This is a genomic window from Pseudomonas fluorescens, assembly GCF_902497995.1.
In the GTDB taxonomy this organism is placed as follows: Bacteria; Pseudomonadota; Gammaproteobacteria; order Pseudomonadales; family Pseudomonadaceae; genus Aquipseudomonas; species Aquipseudomonas fluorescens_BK.
The window spans coordinates 31859-57791 of sequence record NZ_CABVII010000013.1 but is presented as its reverse complement, the minus strand read 5'-3'; the positions used below and the strand labels follow the sequence as shown (position 1 = coordinate 57791).

23 protein-coding genes and 1 pseudogene are annotated in these 25933 nt (G+C 60.3%); 12 read left to right on the top strand and 12 right to left on the bottom strand.

The features are described from left to right. The 5 genes from phnE to F8N80_RS16465 all read right to left on the bottom strand — a co-directional run bounded on the left by phnE (position 1) and on the right by F8N80_RS16465 (position 3947). The gene (phnE, locus tag F8N80_RS16485) at positions 1-768 is read right to left on the bottom strand and encodes a phosphonate ABC transporter, permease protein PhnE (RefSeq protein WP_150747553.1); all 768 of its coding nucleotides are present in this window, start codon (positions 766-768) and stop codon (positions 1-3) included. Continuing rightward, positions 765-1592 carry a PhnE/PtxC family ABC transporter permease gene (locus F8N80_RS16480; protein ID WP_150747552.1) on the bottom strand — a complete coding sequence of 276 codons (828 nt, stop codon included), beginning with the start codon at positions 1590-1592 and terminating at the stop codon, positions 765-767. The genes phnE and F8N80_RS16480 overlap by 4 nt, the downstream gene beginning before the upstream one ends. Next, positions 1586-2383: a phosphonate ABC transporter ATP-binding protein gene (locus F8N80_RS16475; RefSeq protein ID WP_150747551.1), complete on the bottom strand. Its 798-nt coding sequence runs from the start codon at positions 2381-2383 to the stop codon at positions 1586-1588. The genes F8N80_RS16480 and F8N80_RS16475 overlap by 7 nt, the downstream gene beginning before the upstream one ends. Next, entirely contained in the window at positions 2380-3231 is an 852-nt protein-coding gene (locus tag F8N80_RS16470) for a putative selenate ABC transporter substrate-binding protein (RefSeq protein ID WP_150747550.1), read from the bottom strand. The genes F8N80_RS16475 and F8N80_RS16470 overlap by 4 nt, the downstream gene beginning before the upstream one ends. 185 nt (positions 3232-3416) lie before the next feature. Then, the gene (locus tag F8N80_RS16465; protein WP_150747549.1) at positions 3417-3947 is read right to left on the bottom strand and encodes a glyoxalase superfamily protein; all 531 of its coding nucleotides are present in this window, start codon (positions 3945-3947) and stop codon (positions 3417-3419) included. A 404-nt stretch (positions 3948-4351) separates the two neighbouring features. On the opposite strand from F8N80_RS16465, the gene F8N80_RS16460 reads away from it, so the two are divergent. Continuing rightward, positions 4352-5350, top strand: coding sequence for a bile acid:sodium symporter family protein (locus F8N80_RS16460; protein WP_150747548.1), 999 nt, complete (start codon positions 4352-4354; stop codon positions 5348-5350). Between the two features lie 55 nt (positions 5351-5405). On the opposite strand, the gene msrA is transcribed toward F8N80_RS16460, so the two are convergent. Beyond that, complete coding sequence (gene msrA / locus F8N80_RS16455) at positions 5406-5912, bottom strand: peptide-methionine (S)-S-oxide reductase MsrA (protein WP_150747547.1); 507 nt, start codon at positions 5910-5912, stop codon at positions 5406-5408. Between the two features lie 570 nt (positions 5913-6482). On the opposite strand from msrA, the pseudogene F8N80_RS32190 reads away from it, so the two are divergent. Then, positions 6483-6605, top strand: a pseudogene (locus tag F8N80_RS32190) (nucleotidyltransferase family protein); the annotation flags it as partial. 49 nt (positions 6606-6654) lie between these two features. On the opposite strand, the gene F8N80_RS16450 reads toward F8N80_RS32190, so the two are convergent. Further along, positions 6655-7086, bottom strand: a complete 432-nt coding sequence (locus F8N80_RS16450; RefSeq protein WP_150747546.1) for a nuclear transport factor 2 family protein — start codon at positions 7084-7086, stop codon at positions 6655-6657. A 166-nt stretch (positions 7087-7252) separates the two neighbouring features. Between F8N80_RS16450 and F8N80_RS16445 the strand changes: the two genes are divergently transcribed. Further along, on the top strand, positions 7253-8044 hold the full coding sequence (locus F8N80_RS16445; protein ID WP_224790705.1) for a DUF72 domain-containing protein: 792 nt from the start codon (positions 7253-7255) through the stop codon (positions 8042-8044). 183 nt (positions 8045-8227) lie between these two features. On the opposite strand, the gene ilvD is transcribed toward F8N80_RS16445, so the two are convergent. After that, entirely contained in the window at positions 8228-9910 is a 1683-nt protein-coding gene (gene ilvD / locus F8N80_RS16440; RefSeq protein WP_150747545.1) for a dihydroxy-acid dehydratase, read from the bottom strand. Positions 9911-10295: 385 nt separating this feature from the next. Between ilvD and mqo the strand changes: the two genes are divergently transcribed. Next, positions 10296-11945 (top strand): malate dehydrogenase (quinone), encoded by a 1650-nt coding sequence (mqo, locus tag F8N80_RS16435; protein ID WP_150747544.1) that lies wholly within the window; start codon positions 10296-10298, stop codon positions 11943-11945. 40 nt (positions 11946-11985) lie between these two features. On the opposite strand, the gene F8N80_RS16430 is transcribed toward mqo, so the two are convergent. Next, the gene (locus tag F8N80_RS16430) at positions 11986-13149 is read right to left on the bottom strand and encodes an MFS transporter (RefSeq protein ID WP_224790706.1); all 1164 of its coding nucleotides are present in this window, start codon (positions 13147-13149) and stop codon (positions 11986-11988) included. Between the two features lie 557 nt (positions 13150-13706). On the opposite strand from F8N80_RS16430, the gene F8N80_RS16425 reads away from it, so the two are divergent. Both F8N80_RS16425 and F8N80_RS16420 read left to right on the top strand, forming a co-directional pair. Further along, a complete protein-coding gene (locus F8N80_RS16425; RefSeq protein ID WP_150747542.1) occupies positions 13707-14786 on the top strand; it encodes an RHS repeat-associated core domain-containing protein in 1080 nt (359 codons plus the stop codon). A 381-nt stretch (positions 14787-15167) separates the two neighbouring features. Beyond that, the gene (locus F8N80_RS16420; RefSeq protein WP_150747541.1) at positions 15168-15479 is read left to right on the top strand and encodes a DUF6124 family protein; all 312 of its coding nucleotides are present in this window, start codon (positions 15168-15170) and stop codon (positions 15477-15479) included. Positions 15480-16109: 630 nt separating this feature from the next. Here F8N80_RS16420 and katG read toward each other — a convergent pair. Then, positions 16110-18365, bottom strand: a complete 2256-nt coding sequence (gene katG / locus F8N80_RS16415) for a catalase/peroxidase HPI (RefSeq protein ID WP_150747540.1) — start codon at positions 18363-18365, stop codon at positions 16110-16112. Positions 18366-18793: 428 nt separating this feature from the next. Here katG and F8N80_RS16410 point away from each other — a divergent pair, with 428 nt between their 5' ends. Further along, entirely contained in the window at positions 18794-20014 is a 1221-nt protein-coding gene (locus F8N80_RS16410; protein ID WP_150784291.1) for a helix-turn-helix domain-containing protein, read from the top strand. Between the two features lie 35 nt (positions 20015-20049). After that, a complete protein-coding gene (locus tag F8N80_RS16405; RefSeq protein ID WP_150749226.1) occupies positions 20050-20682 on the top strand; it encodes a Vgb family protein in 633 nt (210 codons plus the stop codon). Between the two features lie 169 nt (positions 20683-20851). Here F8N80_RS16405 and F8N80_RS16395 read toward each other — a convergent pair whose 3' ends face one another. Then, the gene (locus F8N80_RS16395) at positions 20852-21154 is read right to left on the bottom strand and encodes a DUF7693 family protein (RefSeq protein ID WP_150749225.1); all 303 of its coding nucleotides are present in this window, start codon (positions 21152-21154) and stop codon (positions 20852-20854) included. A gap of 431 nt (positions 21155-21585) precedes the next feature. Between F8N80_RS16395 and F8N80_RS16390 the strand changes: the two genes are divergently transcribed. The 3 genes from F8N80_RS16390 (at position 21586) to F8N80_RS16380 (ending at position 24081) form a co-directional block, all read left to right on the top strand. Then, on the top strand, positions 21586-21957 hold the full coding sequence (locus tag F8N80_RS16390; RefSeq protein ID WP_150748324.1) for a hypothetical protein: 372 nt from the start codon (positions 21586-21588) through the stop codon (positions 21955-21957). Between the two features lie 194 nt (positions 21958-22151). Next, a complete protein-coding gene (locus F8N80_RS16385) occupies positions 22152-22631 on the top strand; it encodes a cupin domain-containing protein (RefSeq protein ID WP_150748323.1) in 480 nt (159 codons plus the stop codon). Between the two features lie 241 nt (positions 22632-22872). Beyond that, entirely contained in the window at positions 22873-24081 is a 1209-nt protein-coding gene (locus F8N80_RS16380; RefSeq protein ID WP_224790704.1) for a patatin-like phospholipase family protein, read from the top strand. 19 nt (positions 24082-24100) lie between these two features. Here F8N80_RS16380 and F8N80_RS16375 read toward each other — a convergent pair whose 3' ends face one another. Next, a complete protein-coding gene (locus F8N80_RS16375; protein WP_150748322.1) occupies positions 24101-24889 on the bottom strand; it encodes an alpha/beta hydrolase in 789 nt (262 codons plus the stop codon). Positions 24890-24982: 93 nt separating this feature from the next. On the opposite strand from F8N80_RS16375, the gene F8N80_RS16370 reads away from it, so the two are divergent. Beyond that, positions 24983-25927: an aldo/keto reductase gene (locus tag F8N80_RS16370; RefSeq protein ID WP_150784290.1), complete on the top strand. Its 945-nt coding sequence runs from the start codon at positions 24983-24985 to the stop codon at positions 25925-25927. Positions 25928-25933 lie beyond the last annotated feature (6 nt).

The window sequence follows — 25933 nt, the reverse complement described above, 5'->3', positions numbered from 1 at the left end:
TCAGGCCTTGACCCAGCGTTGACGGCTCCAGCTGCTCAATGTATCCACGGCGAATACCAGGATCAGCATGGCCAGGATCACCGTGCTGGCTTGGGCTTCCTGAAACAGGCTGAGGCTGACATACAGCATTTGCCCCAAGCCACCGGCGCCGACGAAGCCGAGCACACTGGCCATGCGGATATTGTTTTCCCAGCGGTACAGGATGTAGGCCAGCAGCTGTGGCAACAGGTTGGGCAGGGTGCCGTAACAGAACGCCCAGACGGCGTTGCCGCCCTGCAGGCGGATGGCTTCGGCCGGTTCTGGCGGGGTATTTTCCAGCGCTTCGGCGAACAGCCGGCCGAGCACGCCGGTGGTGTGCAGGGCTAATGCCAGTGTGCCGGCATTGGGCCCGAGGCCGGCGGCAAGCACCATCAGCGCGGCCCACACCAGTTCCGGCACCGCGCGCAAGGCGTTGAGCACCAGGCGCGAAGCACTCTGCAAAGGCCAGCCGAAGCGCCCGGCGGCGGGCAATGCCAAAAACAGGCCCAGTACCGCCGCCAGCAGAGTGCCCAGGGCGGACATGGCAATGGTTTCCAGGGCGCCGTGGCCGATGGCTTGCAGATGGCCCGGGCTCAGGTCCGGGCTGAGAAAACGCCGGGCATAAGCGCCCATCTGGTTCAGGTTGCCGCTGTCGCCGAGCTCGCCGAGGTCGATGCCCAGATAAATGAACGAAGCGACGACCGCAGCGCCGATGCACAGCAGCAGGACCAGGTTCAACAGGCGATTCATGCCAGCCTCCAGCGCAGCAGGCGGCTGAGTTGATCGGCGAGCAGCACCAGGACGAGGAACGTCAGTAACAGACTGGCCACTTCACCGCCGGCGAACATGCGCAACGACAGGTCCATTTGCTGGCCCAGGCCGCCGGCACCGACGAAGCCCATCACCACTGAGGCGCGGATGGCGCATTCCCAGCGGTACACCGTGTACGACAGCAGCTCCGCAGCGACATTGGGCAGGATCCCGTAGCAAAAGGCCGGTAGCCGACCACTGCCGGACTGCAGCAGCGCGTGGGCCGGACGCAGGTCGACCGATTCGAAAATTTCCGCGTAGACCTTGCCCAACATGCCGCTGTAGGTAATGGCAATGGCCAGGACCCCGGCCGTCGGGCCGAGGCCGACGGCGCGCACGAACAGCAGGGCCCAGACGATTTCCGGCACGCTGCGCAGGAAGATCAGTAAACCGCGTACCGGCCAGCGCACCAGTCCACCCCAAAAGCCCGGGCGGCCGGCACGGGAGGCAGCAGACAGCGACAGCGCACGACTGGCCAGCAGGCTGGCGGGGACTGCCAACAGCAACGCCAACGCCATGCCGGCCGTGGCGATGGCCAGGGTCTGCAGGGTGGCTTGCAACAACAGCTCAATGAACTCATCGCCATGGGCGGGCGGCCAGAAGGCTGACACGAACTTGCCGATCTCGCTCTGGCTGTCACTGGCTACCAGTACGCTCAGGTCCAACTCGCTGAAGTGGATGCCAGGCCATAGCAGGACAAGGGCCAGCAGCGTGAGGAGCAGGCGGGGGCGGGTGGCGGGATCTCGGGTATCGCGTTTCAGCATCGGGGAATCTGCACAACCAAGGGGGCCGGAGGAACTGGCGACGACTGCAGCTGCTCATTGGCGTAGAGCTTGTCGAGCAACTCGCGGTCGACGGCGCTGGCCGGCAAGTCAAACAGGATCTGTCCATCACGCAGGCCGATGATTCGCGAAAAGTGCGCCAGGGCCAGTTCTACCGCATGCAGGCTGGCGACCAGGGTAACGTGGTGTTCCCGGGCATGGCGGCAGAGCACCGACAGCGTGTGCTCGGCCAGCACCGGGTCCATCGCCGATACCGGCTCATCGGCCAGCAACACCTCGGGCGCTTGATACAACACCCGGGCGATGCCCACGCGCTGTAGCTGGCCGCCGGACAGTTGCTGGCATTGCGCAAACAACTTGTCGCCAAGGTCCAGCCTGGCCAATGCGGCGCGTGCGCCCGGAATATCCAGCGGATGCAGCAGGTTCAGCAGGCTCTTGCCCAGGCCCCACTGCCCCAGCTTTCCGGCCAGGACCGCGGTGACCACGCGCTGGCGCGGTGGCAGCGGGGGCGCTTGATGGATCAGACCGATGCGCGCGCGCAGACGCTGGCGCTGACGGGCAGACAGCTGCCAGGCTTGCTCGCCGAGCACCTGCAGCTCGCCGCTACCAGGTCGCAGGGCAGTGGCCAGCAGGTTGAGCAGACTCGACTTGCCCGCCCCGGACGGGCCGATGATGGCGACCTGTTCCCGCGCTGCGATGTGCAGGTCCACGCCATGCAGCGCCCGGACGCCGTTGGCGTGGGTGAGGCTGACCTGGGTCAGGTGCAAGGTCATTTGAGCAGGTCGGCGGCGCGTGCGGCTTCTTCGATACCCTTGTAGTTTTCAGGGCTGGTTTCGATGAATCGGCTGGCGGCCTGCAGGTCCAGAATCTCCTTGTCCTTCGGCTTGGCCGGATCGAGCGCAAGGAAGGCGGCCTTGATCTTGGCCGCCAGCGCCGGGTCGAGCGTCCCGCGCACCGTCCAGTTGTAGTCGAAGTAGGCCGGGGTGGTGGCAAACACTTTGACTTTGGTGGTGTCGACCTTGCCGGCGGCGACCAGTTTTTCCCAGACGCTGGCGTTCAGTACCCCGGCGTCCACCTTGCCGGCCTGGACCCAGGCGACGGTGGCGTCATGGGCACCGGAGTAGCCCACGCGACTGAACCAGGTTTCCGGCTTGATGCCGTCCTTGAGCATGAAAAAGCGCGGCATGAGGCTGCCTGAAGTGGAAGATACCGAGCCAAATGCAAAGGTCTTGCCCTTGAGGTCGGCCAGCGACTTGACGGCCGGGTCGGCCGTGATGAACTTGCTGGTGAATTGAGCGTCCTGTTCGCGCTGAACCAGCGGTATGGCATTGCCGGTTTTCAGGCGGGCCTGCACGAACGTGAAACCGCCCAGCCAGGCCAGGTCGATCCGGTCGGTGGCCAGCGCTTCGACCACGGCCGGATAGTCGCTCACGGGCACGAACTCGACCTTCATGCCCAATTGCTGTTCCAGATAAGTGCCCAGCGGCTTGAACTTGCGCAACAGTTCGGTGGGGGCTTCATCGGGAATCGCGCTGACTTTCAGGGTGTCGGCGGCCTGCGCCAGCAGGGTGCAAAAAGACAGGGTCAAGCCAACGGCCAATGCCAGGGGGCGTTTGAGCATGGAAATTCTCCGGTACATTAATGCAAGAATATCGAGGCGCCGGGCACGAGCTGATGGCTGCAGGGCGCTTGGTGAGGGTAGACGAAATGAAGCGATAATGACCGCCTCGGGCCCAATTGGCACCCATCGTCGAGGGTGACAATCAACCCAGGGCGGACCGGGCCTGCCCAGTCCGCCAGGCAGGATCAGCTTTGGCAGAACCGAATCCGGTTACCGAAAGGGTCGTGGACTTCCAGGACTTGTCCCCAGCCCTGCTGAACAATCTCCGGGCGTCCGTAGCCGTAGCGCTTGGCAAGTAACTCATCCCGAAGCCCTTCGATATTGTGCATGGGCACAAATACCGTGGACCCGGGGCTCGCATCGCCATGATGCTCGGAAAGATGCAGTTGCAGGCCGTCCCGGCTGATCCCCAGGTACAGCGGTAGATCCGCTTCGAACCGGTGCTCGAACTCGACGCTGAAGCCCAGGAAATCCAGATAGAACTCACGCGCCTTGGTTTCGTCGAACATCCGCAATATCGGGATGGGTTTGTCGAACGTAATCGCGGGAGGGGTGCTTTCCTGGGCAAGCATCGCTGACGCGGTGTTCCAGTCCTTGTAGCCGAGCTGGTGCGCTACCAGTTCAAGTGCGGTGGAGTGAGGTACTTCCTGATTGCGTGCTTGCAGCGAGGCACGCAGCTTCTTGGCCATCTGCTTGGCTTGATCGATTGAAAACATCGTTGCTCCTGTAGCCGAGGCTTTTTGGTGCTCGCATTGCCAAACCTCGACGATCAAGAGAATCGATGGCGTTCGGAAAAAATGGAGATGCTTTCACCTTTCCCTGCGGGAGCGAGCGGCGGGCAGCACCGGCCCGGGCTGATGATACATAGCCGCTGCCGAGTGCGGAAGGGTTTGGCTGGCAACTTGTCAGGGGCATGGGGGGCGCGCTGTGCCTTTTGGGCCCGCGTAGCAACCCTGAATCAGGTCGCGGCGTCCTTTCCGACGGACCACAGTTGCTGCGGGACGAGAACAAAGCGTCTGCCATGTCCTTTTGGCGGCATCTACTGGCTTATTGGCGTTAGTCGGTCATCAGCAGGCAGGTTACAGTCGTCACAACGTTCCTGGCGCCCCGGATGATACTAATGACCCGCCCTCGCTTCTTGCCCGACAACTTCACCCTGACCCTGATCGGCGTGGTCATCTTAGCCAGCGTGCTGCCCGCCAGCGGTCAGATAGGGGTCGCTTTCGGCTGGCTGACCAACTTCGCCATCGGCCTGTTGTTCTTCCTGCATGGCGCCAAGCTGTCGCGCGAATCGATCATCGCCGGTGCGGGTCACTGGCGTCTGCATCTGCTGGTGTTCGGCCTGACCTTTGTCCTGTTCCCGCTGCTCGGCCTGGCGCTCAAACCCTTGTTGTCGCCGCTGATCGGCAATGATCTGTACATGGGCATGCTCTACCTCTGTGCGCTCCCCGCCACCGTACAGTCGGCGATTGCTTTCACCTCTCTGGCCCGTGGCAATATTCCGGCGGCGATTTGCAGTGCGGCGGCGTCCAGCCTGTTCGGGATCTTCCTCACTCCGTTGCTGGTGACCTTGCTGTTGGATGTGCACGGCGATGGCGGCTCGACCCTCGATGCAATTCTGAAAATCAGCGTGCAACTGTTGCTGCCGTTCATTGCCGGGCAGGTCGCGCGGCGCTGGATCGGCAGCTGGGTGGCGCGCAACAAAAACTGGCTGAAGTTCGTTGATCAGGGCTCGATTCTGCTGGTGGTCTACGGTGCCTTCAGCGCGGCGGTGGTCGAAGGCATCTGGCATCAGATTCCGCTGTGGGCCCTGGCCGGGCTGGTGGTGGTTTGCTGCATCCTGTTGGCGCTGGTGCTGCTGATCGCCACGGTGCTGGGCAAAGCTTTTGGCTTCAATCAGGAAGACCGCATCACCATCCTCTTCTGTGGTTCGAAAAAAAGCCTGGCGACCGGTGTGCCGATGGCCCAGGTGCTGTTCGCCGGCAGCACCCTGGGCGTGTTGATCCTGCCGTTGATGCTGTTCCACCAGATTCAGCTGATGGTGTGTGCGGTGTTGGCGCAGCGCTTTGCCAATCGCTCGGAAACGGTCGCCGAACTGATGGGTCAGGTTGATCCCTGATCGCAGGACTGTAGGCGCGAGCACGTCCCCATGCCCCCGCCTGCCATAAGGACCATCACCCGCGTTGGGGCAGCTTCCAGTTCGGCCGGATGAAATGACAGGTGTAGCCATTGGGATAGTGTTCGAGATAGTCCTGATGTTCCGGCTCCGCTTCCCAGAACGGGCCGGCGGGCACGATCTCGGTGACCACCTTGTCGGGCCAGAGACCGGAGGCATCGGCGTCGGCCACCGTGTCTTCGGCCACGCGCTTCTGTTCGTCGTCGAGATAGAACAGGGCAGAGCGGTAGCTTGGACCGATATCGTTACCCTGACGGTTCTTCGTCGTCGGGTCGTGGATCTGGAAGAAAAACTCGAGGATCTGGCGGTAACTGATCTGCTGCGGATCGAACTCGATCTCGATCGCTTCGGCGTGGGTGCCATGGTTGCGATAAGTGGCATTGTCTACATCACCGCCGGTGTAGCCCACCCGCGTGGACAGCACACCGGGTTGGCGCCTGATCAGATCCTGCATGCCCCAGAAGCAACCGCCAGCCAGAATGGCCTTTTCAGTTCGCGTCGTCATGTTGCGGTCCGTCCCCTGTAGTGAGTTTTGCCCTGTGAATGTACCGCCCGGATGGGGCTCGCCAGACAGTCGAGTATTTACTTGAGCCCGGTGAACGTCAATTTTCATCCTTGGGGGCCGGGCCATAGTATTTTTGCTTCCAGCCGCTGTTTTTCATGAAGGAAATCGGTCTAAAAATCGCCACCAGCGCTCCGCGCTTTTTGCTACTCTGAAGTTGTAGGTGAAGACGCAGACTGATGCGCAAAGCGGATAGCGAGGAAACGTGGGGCGCGTTCCGAAGGGTACACGGTTAGAAAGATCTCCGCGTTGAGATCCAGCCCTTATGCCGTGTGAAGCAGAAGAGCACAAAACTCTTCTGTCAGAGTCCTGATAAACCTTGTAAGCCAGAGACCAGCGCTGGCCACCTACTCAACTTTCACTAACTAAGCCCGCCTTGTGCGGGCTTTTTCGTGGGCACGGTGGATGGGCGTACCCTGAAGCATCGAGAAGGACACGCGTTACTTCAACGGGCTGTTTGGGTGGCTAAACAACCGCATTCACTCTTTCGGCAAACGGATTTCATCTATCGTCGGGCTGTTGCGGATCAATCCGCTCAATCCTCAACCCGATTTGTTCGAAGCGAAGGCTCGCAGTTATCAGACTCGCTGGCCTTGGCTCAAAATTGTCGGCGATGAAGGCTCTTTTTTGAGATGAAGAAAGGGGACGCGCCCCAAATAAACGCGTCCCCTTTGTCGAACAGAAATCAGAAGCGGAAAGCTTGTCGGCCAACCAGCAACCATTGGCCTTTCTGTTTCTGCCAGATCTGGAAGTTCTCGATTTCCGTTGGCACCACCTCGGTGCCCTTGAGCGCCTGGGCCGAGAAGTGGTGACGAACCAGCGCCACATCACCGGACAGGGTGATGGTCTGGTTTTGCATTTCCAGGGTCTTGAACGCACTTCTGCCGGTTTCGATATCGGCGATGAATTCTTTCTTGTCCTGGATCTTGCCGCTGGAATGCCCGTAGGTGAGGTTCTCGGCGGTCAGTGCTTGCAGTTCCGGAATGTTTTTCTTGAGCATGGCTTGAGTCAGATGGTCCACGGCTTGCGCGACATCGTTCTCGCCTGGGGAAGAGGCGGCCGCTACGTAGCCACTGAACAGGCACAGAAAACCAATCAGCAGTCTGGTTCGTTTCATGGGTGTTTCCTTGTTGTTGTGGTTGATCGGAGCGATGGTCATTCAATTGACTCATCGGTCATCGTACAACCTAGCATGGGTTGCGGAAAAAACGAACTTGCAGGGCGAGCTTTTCTCGAAGTTCAAGGAGCCGGAGGCTATTCGGATCCAGGAGAAGGAAGCCTGAATGAACAAATCGATGAGTGCTTTATTGAACGAGCCCAATCAAATCCCGCCGATATACGTCGGTTGTGCCGGCTGGAGCCTGCCCCGAGAACACTGGCCGATGTTTCCTGAGCACGGCACCCATCTGCAGCGGTATGCCTCGCAGCTCACGGCCGTTGAAATCAACAGTTCGTTTTATCGCCCGCATCGGTCACAGACCTATTGGCGCTGGGCGCAGTCGGTGCCGGTGCAGTTTCGGTTTTCGGTCAAGGTGCCCAAACTCATCACCCATGTTCAACGCTTGCAAGGCTGTGAGGCGCTGCTGGACGAGTTTCTGTCCCAATGCATGGCGCTGGGTGATTCCCTGGGTTGTCTGTTGGTGCAGTTGCCGCCGTCGCTGGCTTATGACGAAAACATTGCTGCGGCGTTTTTCCTGGCGCTGCGGCAACGTTATGCCGGGCCGGTGGTACTCGAACCACGGCATGAGAGCTGGCTGGACGCGCAAGCCTTGTTGATCGAGCTGCGAATAGGGCGGGTCGCTGCCGATCCCTCGCCCATTACCGGGGGCGACACGCCAGGCGGTTGGCCGGGGATTCATTACTGGCGCTGGCACGGCTCCCCACGGATTTATTACAGCGACTACGACCTGAGCCGATTGGAGGCACTGGCGCGGCAGGTGCAAAACCCGGTGCAGGCGGGCATCACCACCTGGTGCATCTTCGATAACACCGCCAGTGGGTTTGCGCTGGCCAACGCGCTGACATTGCAGGCACTTCTGGGCCGCGAGGCTGTGCTGTGGCAAGCCGGGCATTAAGATGGGTCGTGTGGGGCCCTGACAGTCGATGACGACCGCATGTCGTAAAGAAGCGAGCGTATGGAAATAGCCTTCAATTAGCGCCCGGCACAGTCGATAACCCGTTCAGAGAAGCCCTCCGCGCAGCGAGCCTGCTCCGGGCGCCGTTCCGACGAAGGCGTCAGTCCTGAAAAAGCTGACCTCCTAGAGATACTTATCCGTCACAGCCCCTTCCGAGGCGCTGGACACGGTCTTGGCATACTTGGCCAGCACCCCGCGTTTGTACTTCGACTCCGGGCGTACCCAGCGGGTCTTGCGCTCGGCCAGCACGGCGTCGGACACGTCGACGCTGATCTGCCGGGTTTCAGCATCGATGGTGATCCTGTCGCCGTCTTCGATCAGCGCAATCGGCCCACCTTCGAAGGCTTCCGGCGTGATGTGCCCCACCACGAAACCGTGCGAGCCACCGGAGAAGCGGCCGTCGGTGATCAGCGCCACATCCTTGCCCAAGCCCTTGCCCATCACCGCCGATGTCGGCGAGAGCATTTCGCGCATGCCGGGTCCGCCCTTGGGGCCTTCGTAGCGGATCACGATCACGTCACCGGCCTTGACTTCGCCATTGAGAATGCCGGTCAGCGCGCCTTCTTCGCCGTGATACACCCGGGCTGTGCCTTCAAAGCGCAGGCCTTCCTTGCCGGTGATCTTGGCCACCGCACCGGTGGGCGACAGGTTGCCGCGCAGCACCACCAGGTGCGAGTCCTTCTTCACCGGTTGGTCGAAGGGCAGGATAACGTCCTGGCCTTCGGGATAGTCGGCCACATTTTCCAGGTTTTCGGCCAGGGTCTTGCCGGTGACCGTCAGCACATCGCCATGCAACATGCCGGCAGCCAGCATGCGTTTCATCAACGGTTGAATGCCGCCGATGGCCACCAGTTCGCTCATCATGTACTTGCCGCTGGGTCGCAGGTCGGCCACCACCGGGGACACCTTGCCCAGCTCGACGAAATCATCCAGGGTCAGCTCGACATCCACCGCATGGGCCATGGCCAACAGGTGCAGCACAGCGTTGGTCGAGCCGGCCAGGGCGATCACCACCCGAATCGCGTTTTCAAAGGCTTTGCGGGTCATGATGTCCCGCGGCTTGAGGTCCAGCTTGAGCAGCTCCATCACCTGCTGACCGGCGCGGAAACTGTCCGAGGCCTTGTCGCTGCCCACCGCGTCCTGGGAGCTGGAACCCGGCAGGCTCATGCCCAGCGCCTCGATCGCCGAGGCCATGGTGTTGGCCGTGTACATCCCGCCGCAGGAACCGGGACCGGGGATTGCCACTTCCTCGATCTGCTTGACCTGGATCTCGTTGATATCGCCCCGCGCATGCTGGCCTACGGCTTCGAACACGGAAATGATGTCGGTGTGGCCGGCGCCGGGGCGGATGGTGCCGCCGTAGACGAAGATGGAAGGGCGATTCAGCCGCGCCATGCCGATCAGGCAGCCCGGCATGTTCTTGTCGCAACCGCCCACGGTCACCAACCCGTCGAAGCCCTCGCAACCGGCCACCACTTCAATGGAATCGGCAATCACCTCCCGCGACACCAGCGAATACTTCATGCCCTCGGTGCCATTGGCGATGCCGTCGGAAATGGTGATGGTATTGAAGATCACACCCTTGGCCCCGGCAGCATTCGCGCCTTTTTCCGCTTCGATCGCCAGCTTGTCGATGTGCATGTTGCACGGCGTGACCATCGCCCAGGTCGAGGCGATTCCGATCTGCGGCTTCTTGAAGTCCTCGTCGGTGAAGCCCACGGCGCGCAGCATGGAGCGGCCGGGGGCGCGCTCTATGCCGTCCACCACTTGAGAGGAGTATTTGCGCAGATCGACTTTATCGCTCATGACTGTTCCTCACAGGCTCACCAGGAAAATCAGGATCAGTATAGTGGCGCCCGGCGCCCGTGCCCGGACCATCAAGTGGGGAACAGACGCGCGGGTTCGCCATGTCGTGATATTCTTTGCAATAACTTGCTTTGACTTATTCAGTTTGCGTGTCCACGAGACCCGCCAACAGAATCACTGTCGCTCAAGTAGCTGAAGCCAATAAAGATAAAAAACCAGTTCAGTAGGGACATATAAACTGAGGTCGATGGAACACGTCGGCCTTGTGTGCCCACCCTCCAATCGTCATGTGCGAGCACCCACGACATCTGCCTGTATGCCGTGAAACAAGGGGCTTGCGAGTGAAGATGGAAGGGCGGATGGCGTTTTATCATAGGTGCAACAGATGTTTAAAAAAATGAACACAGCCCTGCTGGGGCTGGCTTTGTCGATGGGGATCACGTCCGTTCAGGCGGAAGAGGCAAAGAAGGTCGACGTGCTGCTGATTGGCGGCGGGATCATGAGCGCGACCCTGGGTGTCTGGCTCAATGAGCTGGAACCCGGCACCTCGATGGAAATGATCGAGCGCCTCGACGGCGTCGCCCTGGAAAGCTCCAACGGCTGGAACAACGCCGGCACCGGTCACTCTGCCCTGGCCGAGTTGAACTACACCCCGGAAGACGACAAGGGCAACGTCCAGATCCCGAAAGCCGTTGAAATCAACGAAGCCTTCCAGATCTCCCGTCAGTTCTGGGCCTGGCAGGTTCAGCAAGGCGTGCTGAAAAACCCGCGTTCGTTCATCAACTCCACGCCGCACATGAGCTTTGTGTGGGGCGATGACAACATCAAGTTCCTGAAAAAGCGCTACGAAGCCCTGCAAGCGAGCCCGCTGTTCGCCGGCATGCAGTACTCCGAAGACCCGGCGGTGATCAAGCAGTGGGTGCCGCTGATGATGGAAGGGCGTGACCCGAACCAGAAAATCGCCGCCACCTGGTCCCCGATCGGTACCGACGTCAACTTCGGCGAAATCACCCGCCAGTTCGTCGCGCACCTGCAAACCACACCGAAATTCGACCTGAAACTGTCCAGCGAAGTGCAGGACATCACCCGGAACGACGACGGCAGCTGGCGCGTCAGCTACAAAAACCTCAAAGACGGCAAAAAATCCGAAACCGACGCCAAGTTCGTGTTCATCGGTGCCGGCGGCGGTGCCCTGCACCTGCTGCAGAAGTCCGGCATTCCTGAAGCCAAGGAATACGCAGGCTTCCCGGTAGGCGGCTCGTTCCTCGTCACCGAAAACCCGACCCTCGCCGAGCAACACCTGGCCAAGGCCTACGGCAAAGCTTCCGTTGGCGCACCGCCGATGTCGGTTCCGCACCTGGACACCCGTGTCCTGGACGGCAAGCGCGTCATCCTGTTTGGCCCATTCGCGACCTTCAGCACCAAGTTCCTCAAGGAAGGCTCGTACTTGGACCTGCTGAGCACCACCACCACGCACAACGTGTGGCCAATGACCAAGGTCGGCATCAAGGAATACCCGCTGGTCGAGTACCTTGCCGGCCAGCTGATGCTGTCGGACGAAGACCGCCTCGACGCCCTGAAAGAATACTTCCCGAACGCCAAGGCCGAAGACTGGCGCCTGTGGCAAGCCGGCCAGCGCGTGCAGATCATCAAGCGTGATGAAGCCGCCGGCGGCGTGCTGAAGCTGGGTACCGAGATTGTTGCGTCGCAAGACGGCACTATTGCCGGTTTGCTGGGTGCATCGCCAGGTGCTTCGACTGCTGCGCCGATCATGCTGACCGTGCTGCAGAAAGTGTTCAAGGACAAGGTGGCTTCCCCGGCGTGGCAGGAGAAGCTGCATCAGATCGTGCCGAGTTATGGCACGCAGTTGAATGGTAGCCCTGAGAAGGTGGCTGAAGAGTGGGCTTATACCGCTAAGGTGTTGGAGCTGACTCCGCCGCCGGTGATGGGGCAGGTGGCTGTTCCTGCTGCACCTGCCGCGACTGAAAAGCCTAAGGCAGTGAAAGAGAATGCTGCTAGCGATATGGCTTTGTAAGTAGAGGCCTGATCGAAAAAGCCCGCTGAACCGGAAACGGTCAGTGGGCTTTTTTGTGGGCTATCACCCACAATCCCAGCAAAGTCAGAACAGCAAAGCCCCCTCCCATCAGGAAGGTGCCTTGGAAGCCTACCTTGTCCCACAACGCCCCAGCGACCACACTGGCCAGCAGCAAGGCCAACCCGGTCAACAGATTGAACATGCCAAATGCTGTCCCGCGCAGTTCAGCCGGCGCGCAATCGGCGATCAGGGCGGCGAATATTCCTTGGGTAAACCCCATGTGCAGCCCCCATAGAATGACGCCGACGACCAGGCCATCGATACCCGGCGCGAACGCCAGAGTCAGGTCGGCAGCAATCAGCAATATCAAACCTGCGCCGAGCACCGCCACGCGGCTGACACGATCAGACAAGACCCCGGCGGGATAGGCTGACAGTGAGTACGCCACCCCCATCAGCACAAGCACCGCTGGCGCCCACATCGGCGACAGCCCGACGGCCTGACCGCGCAGAATCAGAAAGGCTTCACTGAAACGCGCCAGGCTGAACACCGCAGCGACACCCACCACCCACCAATAGCCAGCGCCCAGTCGGGCCAATTCACGCCGGCTCAAAGGCGCACGCACCCGGTGCGTCCCTTCCACTGGTCCGGGCTCATGAACGAACACCAGCAGCACCGCGACGGCAAGGAAGGCCGGGATGACGGCCACCCAGAACACCGTCTGGAAGTGGTTCGCGGTCAGCCACATCAATCCGATCGCCAGCAACGGTCCCAGGAATGCGCCAACGGTATCCAGGGTCTGGCGCAGGCCGAAAGCCGCCCCCCGTATCGCGGGTGGCGTGATGTCGGCCACCAACGCATCGCGCGGGGCGCCGCGAATGCCTTTGCCAATACGGTCGATAAAGCGAGCCCCGGTCAGCCAGTCCAGCGAGCCCGCCAATGGAAAGATCGGTTTGGACAGCGCCGCCAGCCCATAGCCCAGCGCCGCGAGCAGTTTGCGCTTGCCCAAGCGATCACTGAGTGCCCCGGAAAATACCTTGGTGATCGAGGCCGTAGCCTCGGCTATGCCTTCGATGAGCCCCACCGCCAGAACGGAGGTACCCAGTACTGTCACCATGTAGAGCGGCAACAGCGCATGGATCATCTCTGAGGAGATGTCCATCAGCATCGAGACGAAGCCCAACGCCCAGATGCCGCCAGGCATAGTACGCCAGACGTTGACGGTTGACGTCTTCTCGATTGGTGCAGCAATCGACGGGTCATCCGACTTGTCAGTGGTTTTCATCATGAGCCTCGAAAAACTGCTTGGCATGAGCGAGTAAAGCACAGCTACTTGGCTCATCCTCGGAGCTTTCCTACACATACCAGGCTTGCCGCTCGGGAAAAGGGTTGGAAAAGGGGTCAGGAAAAGGCAGGAAAGGGGTCCAGGAAAGAGGAAAGGGGTCGGATTTATTAAAGTCCAAAATAAATCAGTCCTGCTTTTTCAAAAATAAATCAGTCCCGCTTTTTCCCTTTTTCCCTTTTTCCCTTTTTCCCTTTTTCCGCTTTTTCGGTCCCGCTTTTTCTTTTTTCACGCTTTTTCAGTAGTCCCGTTTTTTGAGTCCCGCTTTTTCAACTACCCACTGGATTGAACTACAAAGAAGAGAATTTGCTGTGAAGCGTAGGCGATCTCAAAGCCGTTGAACCTAACAGTTCTGATAGTTCTCAGTTCGGCTCACCCGGCAGATACTCAAACTCCCAGACCTAAGCTCGGAGTCTTCAATGTCTTCTCAGCAGCCACGCTTGCTTTGCCTCTACGGCTACGATCCGCTGGATCGACTGATCGATCACGCCCAACCGGATACGCCCAAACTTCAACGGTTCTACTGCAAAAGCCGTCTGGCGACCGAAATTCAAGGGGAGATGCAGCATTCGATCTTCCAACACGACGACCAACTGCTTGCACAGCAGCGACGTGTGGATGATGTATTTGATAACGCGCTGATGGCGACCGATCAGCAACGTTCGGTGCTGCATACCCTCGATAAAAACCCTGCGCCGAAACCCATCGCCTATTCACCCTATGGTCACCGGGGCGAAAGCGGGTTGGCCAGTTTGTTGGGCTTCAACGGCCAACGGCCGGATCCTGTTACTGGACACTATTTATTGGGGAACGGGTATCGGGCGTATAACCCGGTGCTGATGCGATTTAATAGCCCGGACAGTTTAAGTCCGTTTGGGCGGGGAGGATTGAATTCGTATGCGTATTGTTTGGGGGATCCCGTTAATAGGTACGACCCGACAGGGCATGTTTCAGGAGCGATTATTAGTTTTGGTAGATCGGTTGCCAAGAGGAAAATTTTAGAAAATGCGGGAAATTTAAAAACGCCAGCGGGAGGCGTCAATGAATTAATGTTTGTTAAAGAGCATAATGCAATTTGGCTCAATAGGGGGAGGGGGCAGCCAGAAGCTCTTAAATTAAAACAACGTTCGAATGGTCCGATAAAGCCCGAAGAGGCTATAGCTAAGCGCAATGAATTGGTTGACCTTGAATATAGTGAACCCATGCAAAGAGACAGTGAGTTTTTCTTTAATCAGCTGGAGGCAGCCAGTAATCATCCTCAATCAAATAATCTCAGATTTTTGGAGGAAATAATGGATGCCGATTATGCTCGCGGATTCAATCAAGATAAGGTGAATAAAATTATTGAAAAGGGACGTGCTCCTGATGTACCTAAAGAATGGCGTGAGCATCACCCGCATGCTGTGGAGTTTCGCCGTGGGTTGGAGGCTAATTATGCGTCTGCAATGAAGGAAATACGGAAAAAATCAGAGTCGATAAGGTCGGAGTATTTTCAATAATAAGACCAAAAAAACGGGAAAAGGGACCGGAAAGGGATGGGTCTATTTGTCATTCCCAGGTTGGCGTTGCAACTTGCATGTTTGTAAAAGTCCGGAAAAATTCGGATTTTTCCTACGTTTTCTAGGCTTGCGCTTCGGAGGTCGCCCCGCTAACCTTCCTCCCGTCGCTGCCAATTCAGCGAACGGGTGTGGTAGCCCGGTTACTTCATAGACCCAGAACGCCTCAGGGCGTTTTTTTGTGCTGGCTGCTTTGTGGCGGCTGTGCATGGGAGGCTTCGGCCTGCCGGGTTCCTATGACCGGTCTACCACCCTGTGTACAGCCGTCTCCTTATTTTGCGTGGTAGCGGATAGGGAGGGGCTCACTTTCATAGGAACTTCACAATGTTCAAGGTAACGCCAAATCCGCCGGATACGGACGGCTGCACAGAAACCGATCCAGTGTCTCCATCCCGCAAGCCAGCCATGGCTGGGCGTCGTCCCAATCCCATCTTCACCATTGTCCCCACCGTAAATAGCGAGACCCTCCTGGTTCACGCCTGTGAAACCCTTGCCTCAGCCAGTGTCATGGCCAGTGAATTGGCGTTCATCCTTGAAGGTCCGAAATGTAATTTGGCATTGGCGATTCAGCAGATGATTTCGTTGGCGGAGTTGTCGGTGAATCGGGTGTTGGATCAGGTTGATCCGCAGGAATAGGTGAGGTTCAAGACGGTATCTACAGTGGGAATTGAGTAGGGTCGAAGTAGATTGGTTGGTTGTCAGCCGCCTTCGCGAGCAGGCTCGCTCCCACAATTTGGATTGCGTGCGGATCAGAGAGCCAGGTCGGCCGGTAGACGGCCTCGCTTTTGCTTGGATATGTACACGGTCAAGCATACCCATCGACCTTTAGGACGCCTTCGCGGGCAAGCCTCGCTCCTACAGGTCCCGGGCGTGACAGCAATGTTTGTGGTGTCCTTGAGCTGGGGGGATCTGATCCGTATTTTCCTGCGCCATCTGCTGCTGTAATGCACAGCGTCCGCGGCTCACAATGACGGCACGGTCCGCAGTTTCGTCAGCTACTGCACCGCAAACTCATAATGTAGGAGGCACAATGGGCAAGATGGCATTTTTCCTGGGTGGATTTCTGGTGTTGACCATTTTGATCGGCGCGCTTGCCACTATCTCTCCCATTTAGACCTTCCCGCAGTGCCGATGCCGATCACACCTCCTTGAGTTTCGAGCCGATCAGCAAGTGCGCCAGGTTCAATGCGTTGAAACCCTCGCCAGCCCAAAAGCACAACGCCTCCACAGAGGGAGGCGCTGCGGGTTTTCAGCAGTACCTTTGAGTTATTTGAGATCGAAGCGATCCAGGTTCATCACCTTGGTCCAGGCTGCAACGAAGTCCTTGACGAACTTCTCCTTCGAATCGCCGCTTGCATAGAATTCGGCCAATGCTCGCAGCTGCGAGTTCGAGCCGAAGACCAGATCGACACGGGTCCCGGTCCACTTCACTTCACCGGTTTTACGATCCCTTCCTTCAAATTCCTCATTAGCCTCCGAGACCGGCTTCCATTCCACGCCCATATCCAGCAGGTTCTTGAAGAAGTCGTTGGTCAACGCTTCCGGCTGCTGGGTGAACACACCGTGCCGGGTTTGTCCGGCGTTGATGTTCAACACGCGCAGGCCGCCGAGGAGCGCGGTCATTTCCGGTGCACTGAGGGTCAGCTGTTGTGCCTTGTCGATCAGTAAGGCCTCGGCGGGTACGCGGTAGCGGGACTTGAGGTAGTTGCGGAAACCATCGGCAACAGGTTCGAGGAAACCGAAGGATTCCACGTCCGTCTGCTCTTGCGAGGCGTCCATCCGTCCTGGTGTGAACGGTACCGTGACGTTGTGGCCGGCATTTTTCGCCGCCTGTTCGATACCGGCGCTGCCGCCCAGGACAATCAGGTCCGCCAGCGAGATCTTCTTGCCGCCGCTGTTGAACTCGCTCTGGATGCTCTCGAGTTTCGCCAGCACGTTCGCCAGTTGCTCAGGCTGGTTGGCCTGCCAGAACTTCTGCGGGGCCAGACGCAGGCGGCCACCGTTGGCGCCGCCGCGTTTGTCGGAGCCGCGGAAGGTGGAAGCCGCCGCCCAGGCGGTTGATACCAGCTGCGAGACCGTCAGGCCCGACGCCAGGAGTTTGCTTTTGAGTGCGGCAACGTCGCTGTCGTTGACCAAGGGGTGGTCGACCGCTGGAATCGGGTCTTGCCACAGCAGCTCTTCGTTGGGCAGTTCCGGGCCGAGGTAGCGCGACAGTGGACCCATGTCACGGTGGATCAGTTTGAACCAGGCGCGGGCGAACGCGTTGGCCAGTTGATCCGGATTTTCCAGGTAGCGCCGGGAGATCGGTTCATAGATGGGGTCGAAGCGCAGCGACAGGTCGGTGGTCAGCATCGTTGGATTACGCCGTTTCGACGGGTCGTGGGCATCGGGAATGATGCCGGCACCGGCACCGTTTTTCGCGACCCACTGGTTCGCCCCGGCCGGGCTTTTGCTCAGTTCCCACTCGAAACCGAACAAGTTTTCCAGGTAATTGTTGCTCCACCGGGTGGGCGTGGTGGTCCAGGTCACTTCCAGCCCGCTGGTGATGGTGTCGCCGCCTTTGCCGGTGCCGAAGGTGCTCTTCCAGCCCAGGCCCTGTTGTTCGAGGCCGGCGGCTTCGGGTTCGGCGCCGACATTGTCGGCAGGCCCGGCGCCATGGGTTTTGCCAAAGGCATGGCCGCCGGCGATCAGCGCCACGGTTTCTTCATCATTCATGGCCATGCGAGCGAAGGTTTCGCGGATGTCCTTCGCCGCGGCGAGCGGATCCGGGTTGCCCTCGGGGCCTTCCGGGTTGACGTAGATCAGACCCATCTGCACCGCCGCGAGCGGGTTTTCCAGGTTGCGCCCCTGCTCGGTGCGGCTCTCCTCGTTTTCCCCAGGCTCGGCCACCAGCGGGCCTTCGCCGGGCTCTTGCATGGGCTCGTTTTCCTTGCCATAGCGGGTGTCGCCGCCGAGCCATTTGTTTTCCGAACCCCAGTAAACGTCTTCATCCGGTTCCCAGACGTCCTTGCGACCGCCGGAAAAACCGAAGGTCTTGAAGCCCATGGACTCCAGCGCGACGTTGCCGGTCAGGACGATCAGGTCAGCCCAGGAAATGTTGCGGCCATATTTTTGCTTGATCGGCCACAGCAGCCGGCGCGCCTTGTCGAGGCTGACGTTGTCCGGCCAGCTGTTGAGTGGCGCGAAGCGCTGTTGACCGGAACCCGCACCGCCGCGGCCATCACCGGTGCGATAGGTACCGGCGGCGTGCCAGGACATGCGAATGAAAAGGGGCCCGTAGTGACCGAAATCCGCCGGCCACCATTCTTGTGAATCGGTCATCAGTGCATGCAGGTCTTGCTTGAGCGCCGCAAAGTCCAGGCTTTTGAATGCTTCGGCGTAATTGAAGCCTTCGTCCATGGGCTCGGTCAGGGACGAGTGCTGGTGCAGGATCTTCAGATTCAGTTGGTTCGGCCACCAGTCGCGGTTCGTCGTGCCACCGCCAGCGGCGTGGTTGAACGGGCATTTCGATTCGTTTGCCATGTGTGAGCTACCTTTAGGTCGTGTTCATCCGGCTATCCGGCCCGGTATGGGCGCGCAATAGCGACGAGCAAAATCAATGACTTAGGCGGCAGGGCCAGCAGTTTGATCAACTGATTGTCTTGACCACACGGGAATTCTGAACAGCGGCAATCGAGTTGCCTGCGCGGTGGCCCACGGGTGCCCTAGTCAAGCTTCGGACTCATTCGGTGTTTCCTGATCAGCGCTAAACCGGCCAGCTTATAATGCCAGCGCTGGATTAAGGTTAGACCCGAGTGCGGGAGTCAGCTAATAGGTGGAGTATTCGGGGGTGATAGGCAGAATCTTTCACCTAAAAACCCCATAGCGCGGACCGGCGAATGCTTTACTCCGTGAATCAGACTAAACCCCGGATATCGCTCGTCAGGAGTGACAACTATGGCGCACTGCACATGGACTCATTGATCACCGCGGCGGCGCGTGCGCTGGCGGCGGGTGATCCGCTCGGGGCGCTGGATCGGGTGGCGTTGCGTGACGACGCGCCGGCGCTCGCACTTCGGGGCATCGCCATGGCGCAGCTCGGCGATCTGGTGCGGGCCAAGGCGCTGGTGAAAAGTGCGGCGCGTGCCTTTGGGCCGAAAGAGGCGGTGGCCCGGGCACGGTGCGTGGTCGCCGAGGCCGAGATCGCTCTCGCGTCGCGGGACCTGGGCTGGCCGGTGAAGGCCCTCGACGCGGCGCGGGTGACGCTGGAGGCGCACGGCGATTGGGTCAACGCGGCCCATGCGCGCTACTTGCAGATTCGGCGCTTGCTGTTGATCGGGCAGCTCGACGAGGCTGAAGTCTTGCTGGCCGCGCTCGATCCGGCACCGCTACCCCCGGTCTTGCGCGCCGCCCATGAACTGGTGGTGGCGGGGATTGCCATTCGCCGCCTGCAATCGCAGTCGGCGCACAATGCCCTGGCGCGGGCCAGGCATGCTGCCGAATTGGCCGCTATCCCGGCGCTGACCGCCGAGGTCGAGAACGCCGTGCTCATCCTCGACTCGCCCGCCGCGCGCCTGATCGTCCATGGTGAAGAGCGGCCCGTGTTGCTGGATGAGGTCGAAGCGCTGCTGGGCTCAACGTCACTGGTGGTGGATGCGTGTCGTTACGGCGTGCGGGGCGCCGGCATGTCGGTTTCCCTCGCCACCCGCCCGGTGCTGTTCACACTGGCCAGAATGATGGCCGAGACCTGGCCCGGTGACGTGTCGCGCGAAGCGCTGATCGCCGGGGCCTTTCGCTTGAAGCTGACGGACGAATCCCATCGCGCCCGGTTGCGCGTCGAAATCGGCCGGCTGCGGGCGGCGCTCAAGCCCTTGGCCGGTGTGATGGCGACCCCGCGCGGATTCGCCCTGGTGCCTCTGGTGTCAGCCGACGTTGTGGTGTTGGCGCCACCGGTCGATGAGAAGTTTGCCGCAGTGTTCGCCTTCCTCGCCGACGGCGAGTCGTGGTCGAGTTCCGCCCTGGCGCTGGCCCTCGGCGCCAGTCAGCGCACCGTGCAGCGCACCCTCGAGGCGCTGGCGGCGGCCGGCAGGGTGCAGTCGTTCGGTCGCGGGCGCGCGCGGCGCTGGATGACCCCGCCGATACCGGGTTTCGCGACGACCTTGTTACTCCCGGCGCCACTGCCGAGTGACTAGGATGAACGCCATCAACCCGCGACGAGGAAGCCAGCATGAAAAGCTCAACCGCTGAAATACTGCGTGAATACGGCCCGTTTCCCGGTGTCGACACCATCCATGGCCTGACCTGGGACGGCCGCCAGGTCTGGTTCGCCAGCGGCGAAAAACTCAACGCCCTGGACCCGGAAAGCGGCAAGACCCTGCGCTCGATCGATGTCACCGCCGACGCGGGCACGGCTTTCGACGGCCAGTACCTGTTTCAGATCGCCGCCGATCGCATCCAGAAAATCGACCCGCGGACCGGGCGGGTGCTCAACAGCATCCCGGCACCGGGGGGCGGTAATGATTCGGGGCTCACCTGGGCCGAAGGCACGCTGTGGGTCGGCCGCTACCGTGATCGGAAAATCCACCAGATCGATGCCGAAACCGGGACGATTTTGCGCACGATCGAGTCCAACCGCTTCGTCACCGGGGTGACCTGGGTCGAAGGGCAGCTGTGGCATGGCACGTGGGAAGGGGACGAGAGTGAATTGCGCCGCGTCGATCCGCACACCGGCGAGGTCCTGGAAAGCCTCAAACTGCCGGATGGCGTCGGGGTGTCGGGACTTGAGTCCGATGGCGCCGACCGGTTTTTCTGCGGCGGTGGCAACAGTGGCAAGGTGAGGGCGGTTCGGCGCCCCCAATGAGCCGCCGCCCGCACGGGCTCAGTCCATGCACGCGTACACCACCAGCTCCACCCGCATCTCCTCCCTGGCCAGCCCGGCGACCACCAGCGCGGCGCGGTACCTGACTGCAGCATTCGCCAGCGCGACGACGTGAAGCAGATGCAGCGTTACAAGCCGGAGCGGAAGGCGGTCAAAACGCGGTATTGAGTTCAGTCAACAGACGCTCGATCTGCGCCAGCTCCCAGGTGCTGAGCAAACTGACGGGATCGGTGCGTTGCCAACTGTCGAACACACCCTCGCGGCCGTCCGGGCTCTGGCAGCGCTGGCAGTGACGCAGGTGGTTGCCGTCGACGTCGAGGGTCAGGCGCCAGCCTTCGATATCGACCTGCACCAGGCCAGTCCCGGGCTGATCGCCGAGGCGCTGCATAGGGCGAATGCCCAGGGCGGCGTCGCGCAATACCTGGTAAACGTCGCGGGCGGTAAGAGCTGTCACGAGTGTCTCCGTCGGGTGGGGGGTGTAGGAGCAAGCTTGCTCGCGATGGTCGCAAACGATAACGCGTTTTTTCTGAATGAATGCGTTGCTGTTGAGGCCATCACATAAAGATCAAAGATCGCAGCCTTCGGCAGCTCCAGGGATTGGCATTTTCCACAATCCAGCGGTATGCAGGTGATCCTGTAGGAGCTGGCTTGTCGGATCGCCGCACCGCAGCGAAGGCGGCCTCAAGCCTTGCAGCGCCCATGCAGACGCCTTCGCCAGCAAGCCGGCTCCTACAGGGTTTGGTGATTTCCAATTTGGTTGTATGCAGGTGATTGTACCAACACGATTCTCGGCAATGGATGAAGCATGCTCCCAGCTGATCCAGGCCGAAGAGAACTGGCAGGTGTCGTATGATGTTTTTTTTGCCGGTTACAAGGACTCCATCCATGGGTTTAAGCAAACGCGAGCAGGCGCACATCGAACGTCGCCTGGTCGCCACTCTCACCGAGGCGTGCGAGACGGCCAAGGCGGAACTGGTCGGGTTCGTCTGGCTGACCCACGAAATCGATTACGCCGAATTTCCTTCCAGCCTGAGGGTGGTCTGGGTGTTCGATACGCAGGCGCAAAAGGATCAGGCACTGGCGAGCGGGCAGGGTGGGCGCATGATTGAACTGACAGCCGAGGCGTTGACTGCAGCCCAGGTTCCGCTCAACTCGGTCTCGGCCCATGTGCAGTTCGACTCCGAAGAGGAATGTCGGCGTGCCAACGGCGGCAACTGGCCGCTACGCCTGGCGCGCAGGCACTCGCCGCGCAAGTGATTGGGGAGGATGGCAGAAAGTCAAACGCCACACCCGTTTGTATCTGCACGTATCTCCCACACCTACAGCTACCTTTGCATACAAATCCATGGTTCGCGCGACACTTGCGCGATACACGGCGGCCTCCCAATAGAGCCACCGCATCCGCGGCAAAACCTGGCGCGGCCTTGCCGTGTATTCCCTGGAGATATGCGATGTCCCGTATCAACTTCCGTAGCAACTTGCGCACTACCGCTGGCCTGTTCGCCGTTGCCGCCACCGTGGCGCTCGCCGCCTTCGCCGGCGTCTCGCAAGCTCAAGAATCGAAGGCTCCCGCCGAAGCCAGCCAAGGGTCGCAGCCGGCCAAAAGCTGGCAGTCCGGGATCCACCGTACGGATCTGTTGCAGCGCGACCTGGATGTTTCCGGGCGTGAGGTGATCCAGGTTCGGGTTGATATCGATCCGGGTGTTTCTTCACCCAAGCATTCTCATCCCGGTGTGGAAGTCGCCTACGTCCTGGAGGGCACGTTCGAGTATCAGCTCGAGGGGCAGCCACCGGTCACGCTCAAGGCGGGTGACTCCCTGTACATCCCCGCTGGCACTGCGCATGTCGCGAAGAACATCGGTGCAGCCAAGGCGTCGGAGCTGGCGACCTATATCGTGAAGAAAGGCGTGCCGGTTGTAGAGTTGAAGTAGGAGCCAGCGGTGCGGCGATCCGACTTGCCGGCGAAGGCGTCCTCGAAGGCGCCTTCGCCTTGGCGACGCGGTCAACGTGTTTGTTTCTCTCGTAAAGGGGCGCAAGATAAGCGACTGGACGTTTGAGCAAAGTGTCGCGGTTGCTTGCACATAGCCATCTCGGGCACCACCGGTAAGGACGTTTCACCGAATAACAAGATGAGCGCGTTCTCTGTCGATTGCAGGGGCCGGAGGAGGCGTTTTGAACCCGTTCCAGCTCAGACCCGGTGCCTCAACCATCAACATGTTGCTTCAGGCGTGCCTGCAACGCCGTGACGCCGTGCCGCCGACGTTAACGGAAAAAGCGGTCATACCGGGTATTCCCAATGCTCGCTACTGGATGGACCAGGACCTGAGTCCGTTCATTCAGGATGCCATTGCGGCCAACAAGAGAGAGTATGAGGCGCTCGTTGCAACCGGCAGGCCGGACACCCTCCTGCCGCTGGCAAGCATGCTGGCCATTTCCGGAGGTGGCGACGCTGGCACCTTTGCGGCGGGGCTCATTGCGGGATGGACCCTGCATGGCACTCGCCCGGCGTTCAAGATTGTCACAGGCATCAGCGCCGGCGCCCTGGTCGCCCCGTTCGCTTTCCTGGGGCCGCAGTATGATGCGGTCATCCAGCGTATCTGCAACGCAGTCGGCCCGAAAGACATTTTCCGTTCGCGTAATGTCCTGGCGCGTCTTGCCAGCGACGGGGTAGCCGACAGCAAACCACTGTCGCGGCTCATCGCGAAGTACATCACGCCTGAGGTGCTTGCGCAGATCGCGGCGCAATATGCCAAAGGACGAATCCTGATGATTGGCACCACTGACCTTGATTCCGCGCGGCCGGTCACCTGGAACATGGGCACTATCGCCGCCAGCCAGGCGCCGGGAGCGCTCGAGCTCTTTCGCAACATCATGGTCGCCTCGATGAGTATTCCCGGCGCCGTTTCACCGGTCATGATCGATGTGGAAGTCGACGGCCAACTGTTCCAGGAAATGCACGTGGATGGCGGCGTCATCACCCAGATGTTCCTGTACCCGCCAGGCACCGTGATGGCGATGAACAAAGTCCCGGGCGCACCCATGCGCCACGAACGTCATTTCTATGTCATTCGCAACGGCAAGCTGGAACCGCAGTGGTCCGGGACGAAGCGCCGTACGTTGAGCATTGGCGGTCGAGCCATCAGTGCCTTGATTCAAACCCAGGGCATCAGCGACCTCGATCGGATCTACCGGATGGCGAAGCAGGATGGGGCCGACTTCAATCTTGCCTACATCGGCGCTGACTTTTGCTTTTCGCGAAACCATAAATTCGATGGCGAGTACATGAAACGCTTGTTCGAGTACGCCTTTGAACTCGGCGCGAAGGGCTATCCGTGGCATAAGTTGCCACCGGGCCCGGTGCTCTGGCTCCCTTACGAGTAACACAGTGTCGCCGGGCCACTTACAACCCATCCCCCAACAGTTTGAGATAGTCGGGACTTTCGGAAATCGAATTGTGCCCGACACCCGGTATGACCCGTAACGACGCCACACCTTTGGCGAAATGCGTGTAGAGCCGGTCCGTGCTGGAGCGTGGAATCACTTCATCATGTTCGGCCGCCAACAACAACGTCGGCACTGTGATGCGAGCGGCGTATTTCCAGGAGTCAAAGGTGTCCTTGAGCATCCATCTCACGGGAAAAATCGGGTACAGCCGGGCCCCGAGTTCTGCAAGGCTGTTGTAAGGAGTGATCAGCACCAGGCGAGCCGCCGGCCGTTGGCTGGCAAGGCGCACGGCGACCCCCGAGCCCAGGCTGCGACCGACCACGGCGATATGGGGATGCGTGGCGTAGACCTGATCGAAGAGGGCCACGGCATCGCGCTGGATCGCTTCTTCGGAGGGTGACCCGGAACTGCCACCGTAGCCTCGGTAGTGCATCAGGTAGAGCGCATGATCGGGGAAAGCCCGGGCGAATCCGGGCAGGCTGCGGGACACGTCCTCGGCATTGCCGCCGAAATAGATCAACGCCTTGGCCCCGTCGCGCGGGCGCACGGTGACCAGCACCTGCGCGTCGTCGACCGTCAGGGCGAGCAGCGACGCCGAGGTGTCGATGGCGCGGGGTTGCGGGTAGTAGATGAGCGCGCGCTGGAACACGAACAACGCCACACAGAGCACCAGGTACAGCGCTGCGACGATGACGACGAGAGACACCAGGGTGCGCGACATTCGGCTAACGTCAGTGGGCGGCATTGACTGCTCTGGGCCTGAAGGCTGCTATCGCCTGATAGCGCTCAGAGTGTAGTCGATCCATAGCGCACGCAAAAACTGTGGAAGGGCCATTCCATGAGCCACACTGATGGATATACGCGTCGAAAAATTCTCACGCTGGCCGCCGGTGCTTCGGTGATTTACACCTTCGATCCGGCCTTTGCAGCGTCCCCGCCGTCGAAGGATACAGGAGGCAAGAATATGCTGACCCGAGCCATCCCTTCCAGCACCGAGCCGTTGCCCGTCGTCGGGCTGGGCACTTATCGCGGCTTCGATGTCGCGCCGGCGGACCCTGCCTACAAGGATCTGCCAGCGGTGCTCAGTGCGTTGTTCCAGAAGGGCGGGACCGTGATCGACAGCTCGCCGATGTATGGTCGCGCCGAACAGACCATCGGTGAATTGCTGTCGATCCACCGGCCGCGTTCACCGGCCTTCCTGGCCACCAAGGTCTGGACCCGTGGCCGCGAAGAAGGCATCGCGCAGATGGAACAGTCTTTCAAATTGTTACAGACCGACCGTATCGACTTGATGCAGATCCACAACCTGCTGGACTGGAAAACCCACTTGCCGACCTTGCGCAAATGGAAGGAGGAAGGGCGCATTCGCTACATCGGCATCACTCATTACACGGCGTCGGCCTATGACGAGGTAGAAGCGGTACTCAAGGCCGAACCGCTGGATTTCCTGCAGATCAACTATGCCCTGGATGATCGCAGCGTGGAGAAACGCCTGCTGCCGCTGTGCCGCGAGCGCGGCGTGGCGGTGATCTGCAATCGACCCTTCGGCGGCGGTGGCTTGATCGCACGCTTGAAGGGCAAGCCGCTACCGGGATGGGCCGCACAAGTGGAGGTCAGCAGTTGGCCGCAACTGGCGCTCAAGTTCCTGCTGGCGCATCCGGCGGTGACCTGTGTCATTCCCGGGACGGGCAACCCGCGCTACATGACGCAAAACGCCGGTGCCGGGTTTGGCCCGATGCTGACGGGGGCGCAGCGCGAGCAGTTGATCGATCTGGTGGGGTAGGCGGGG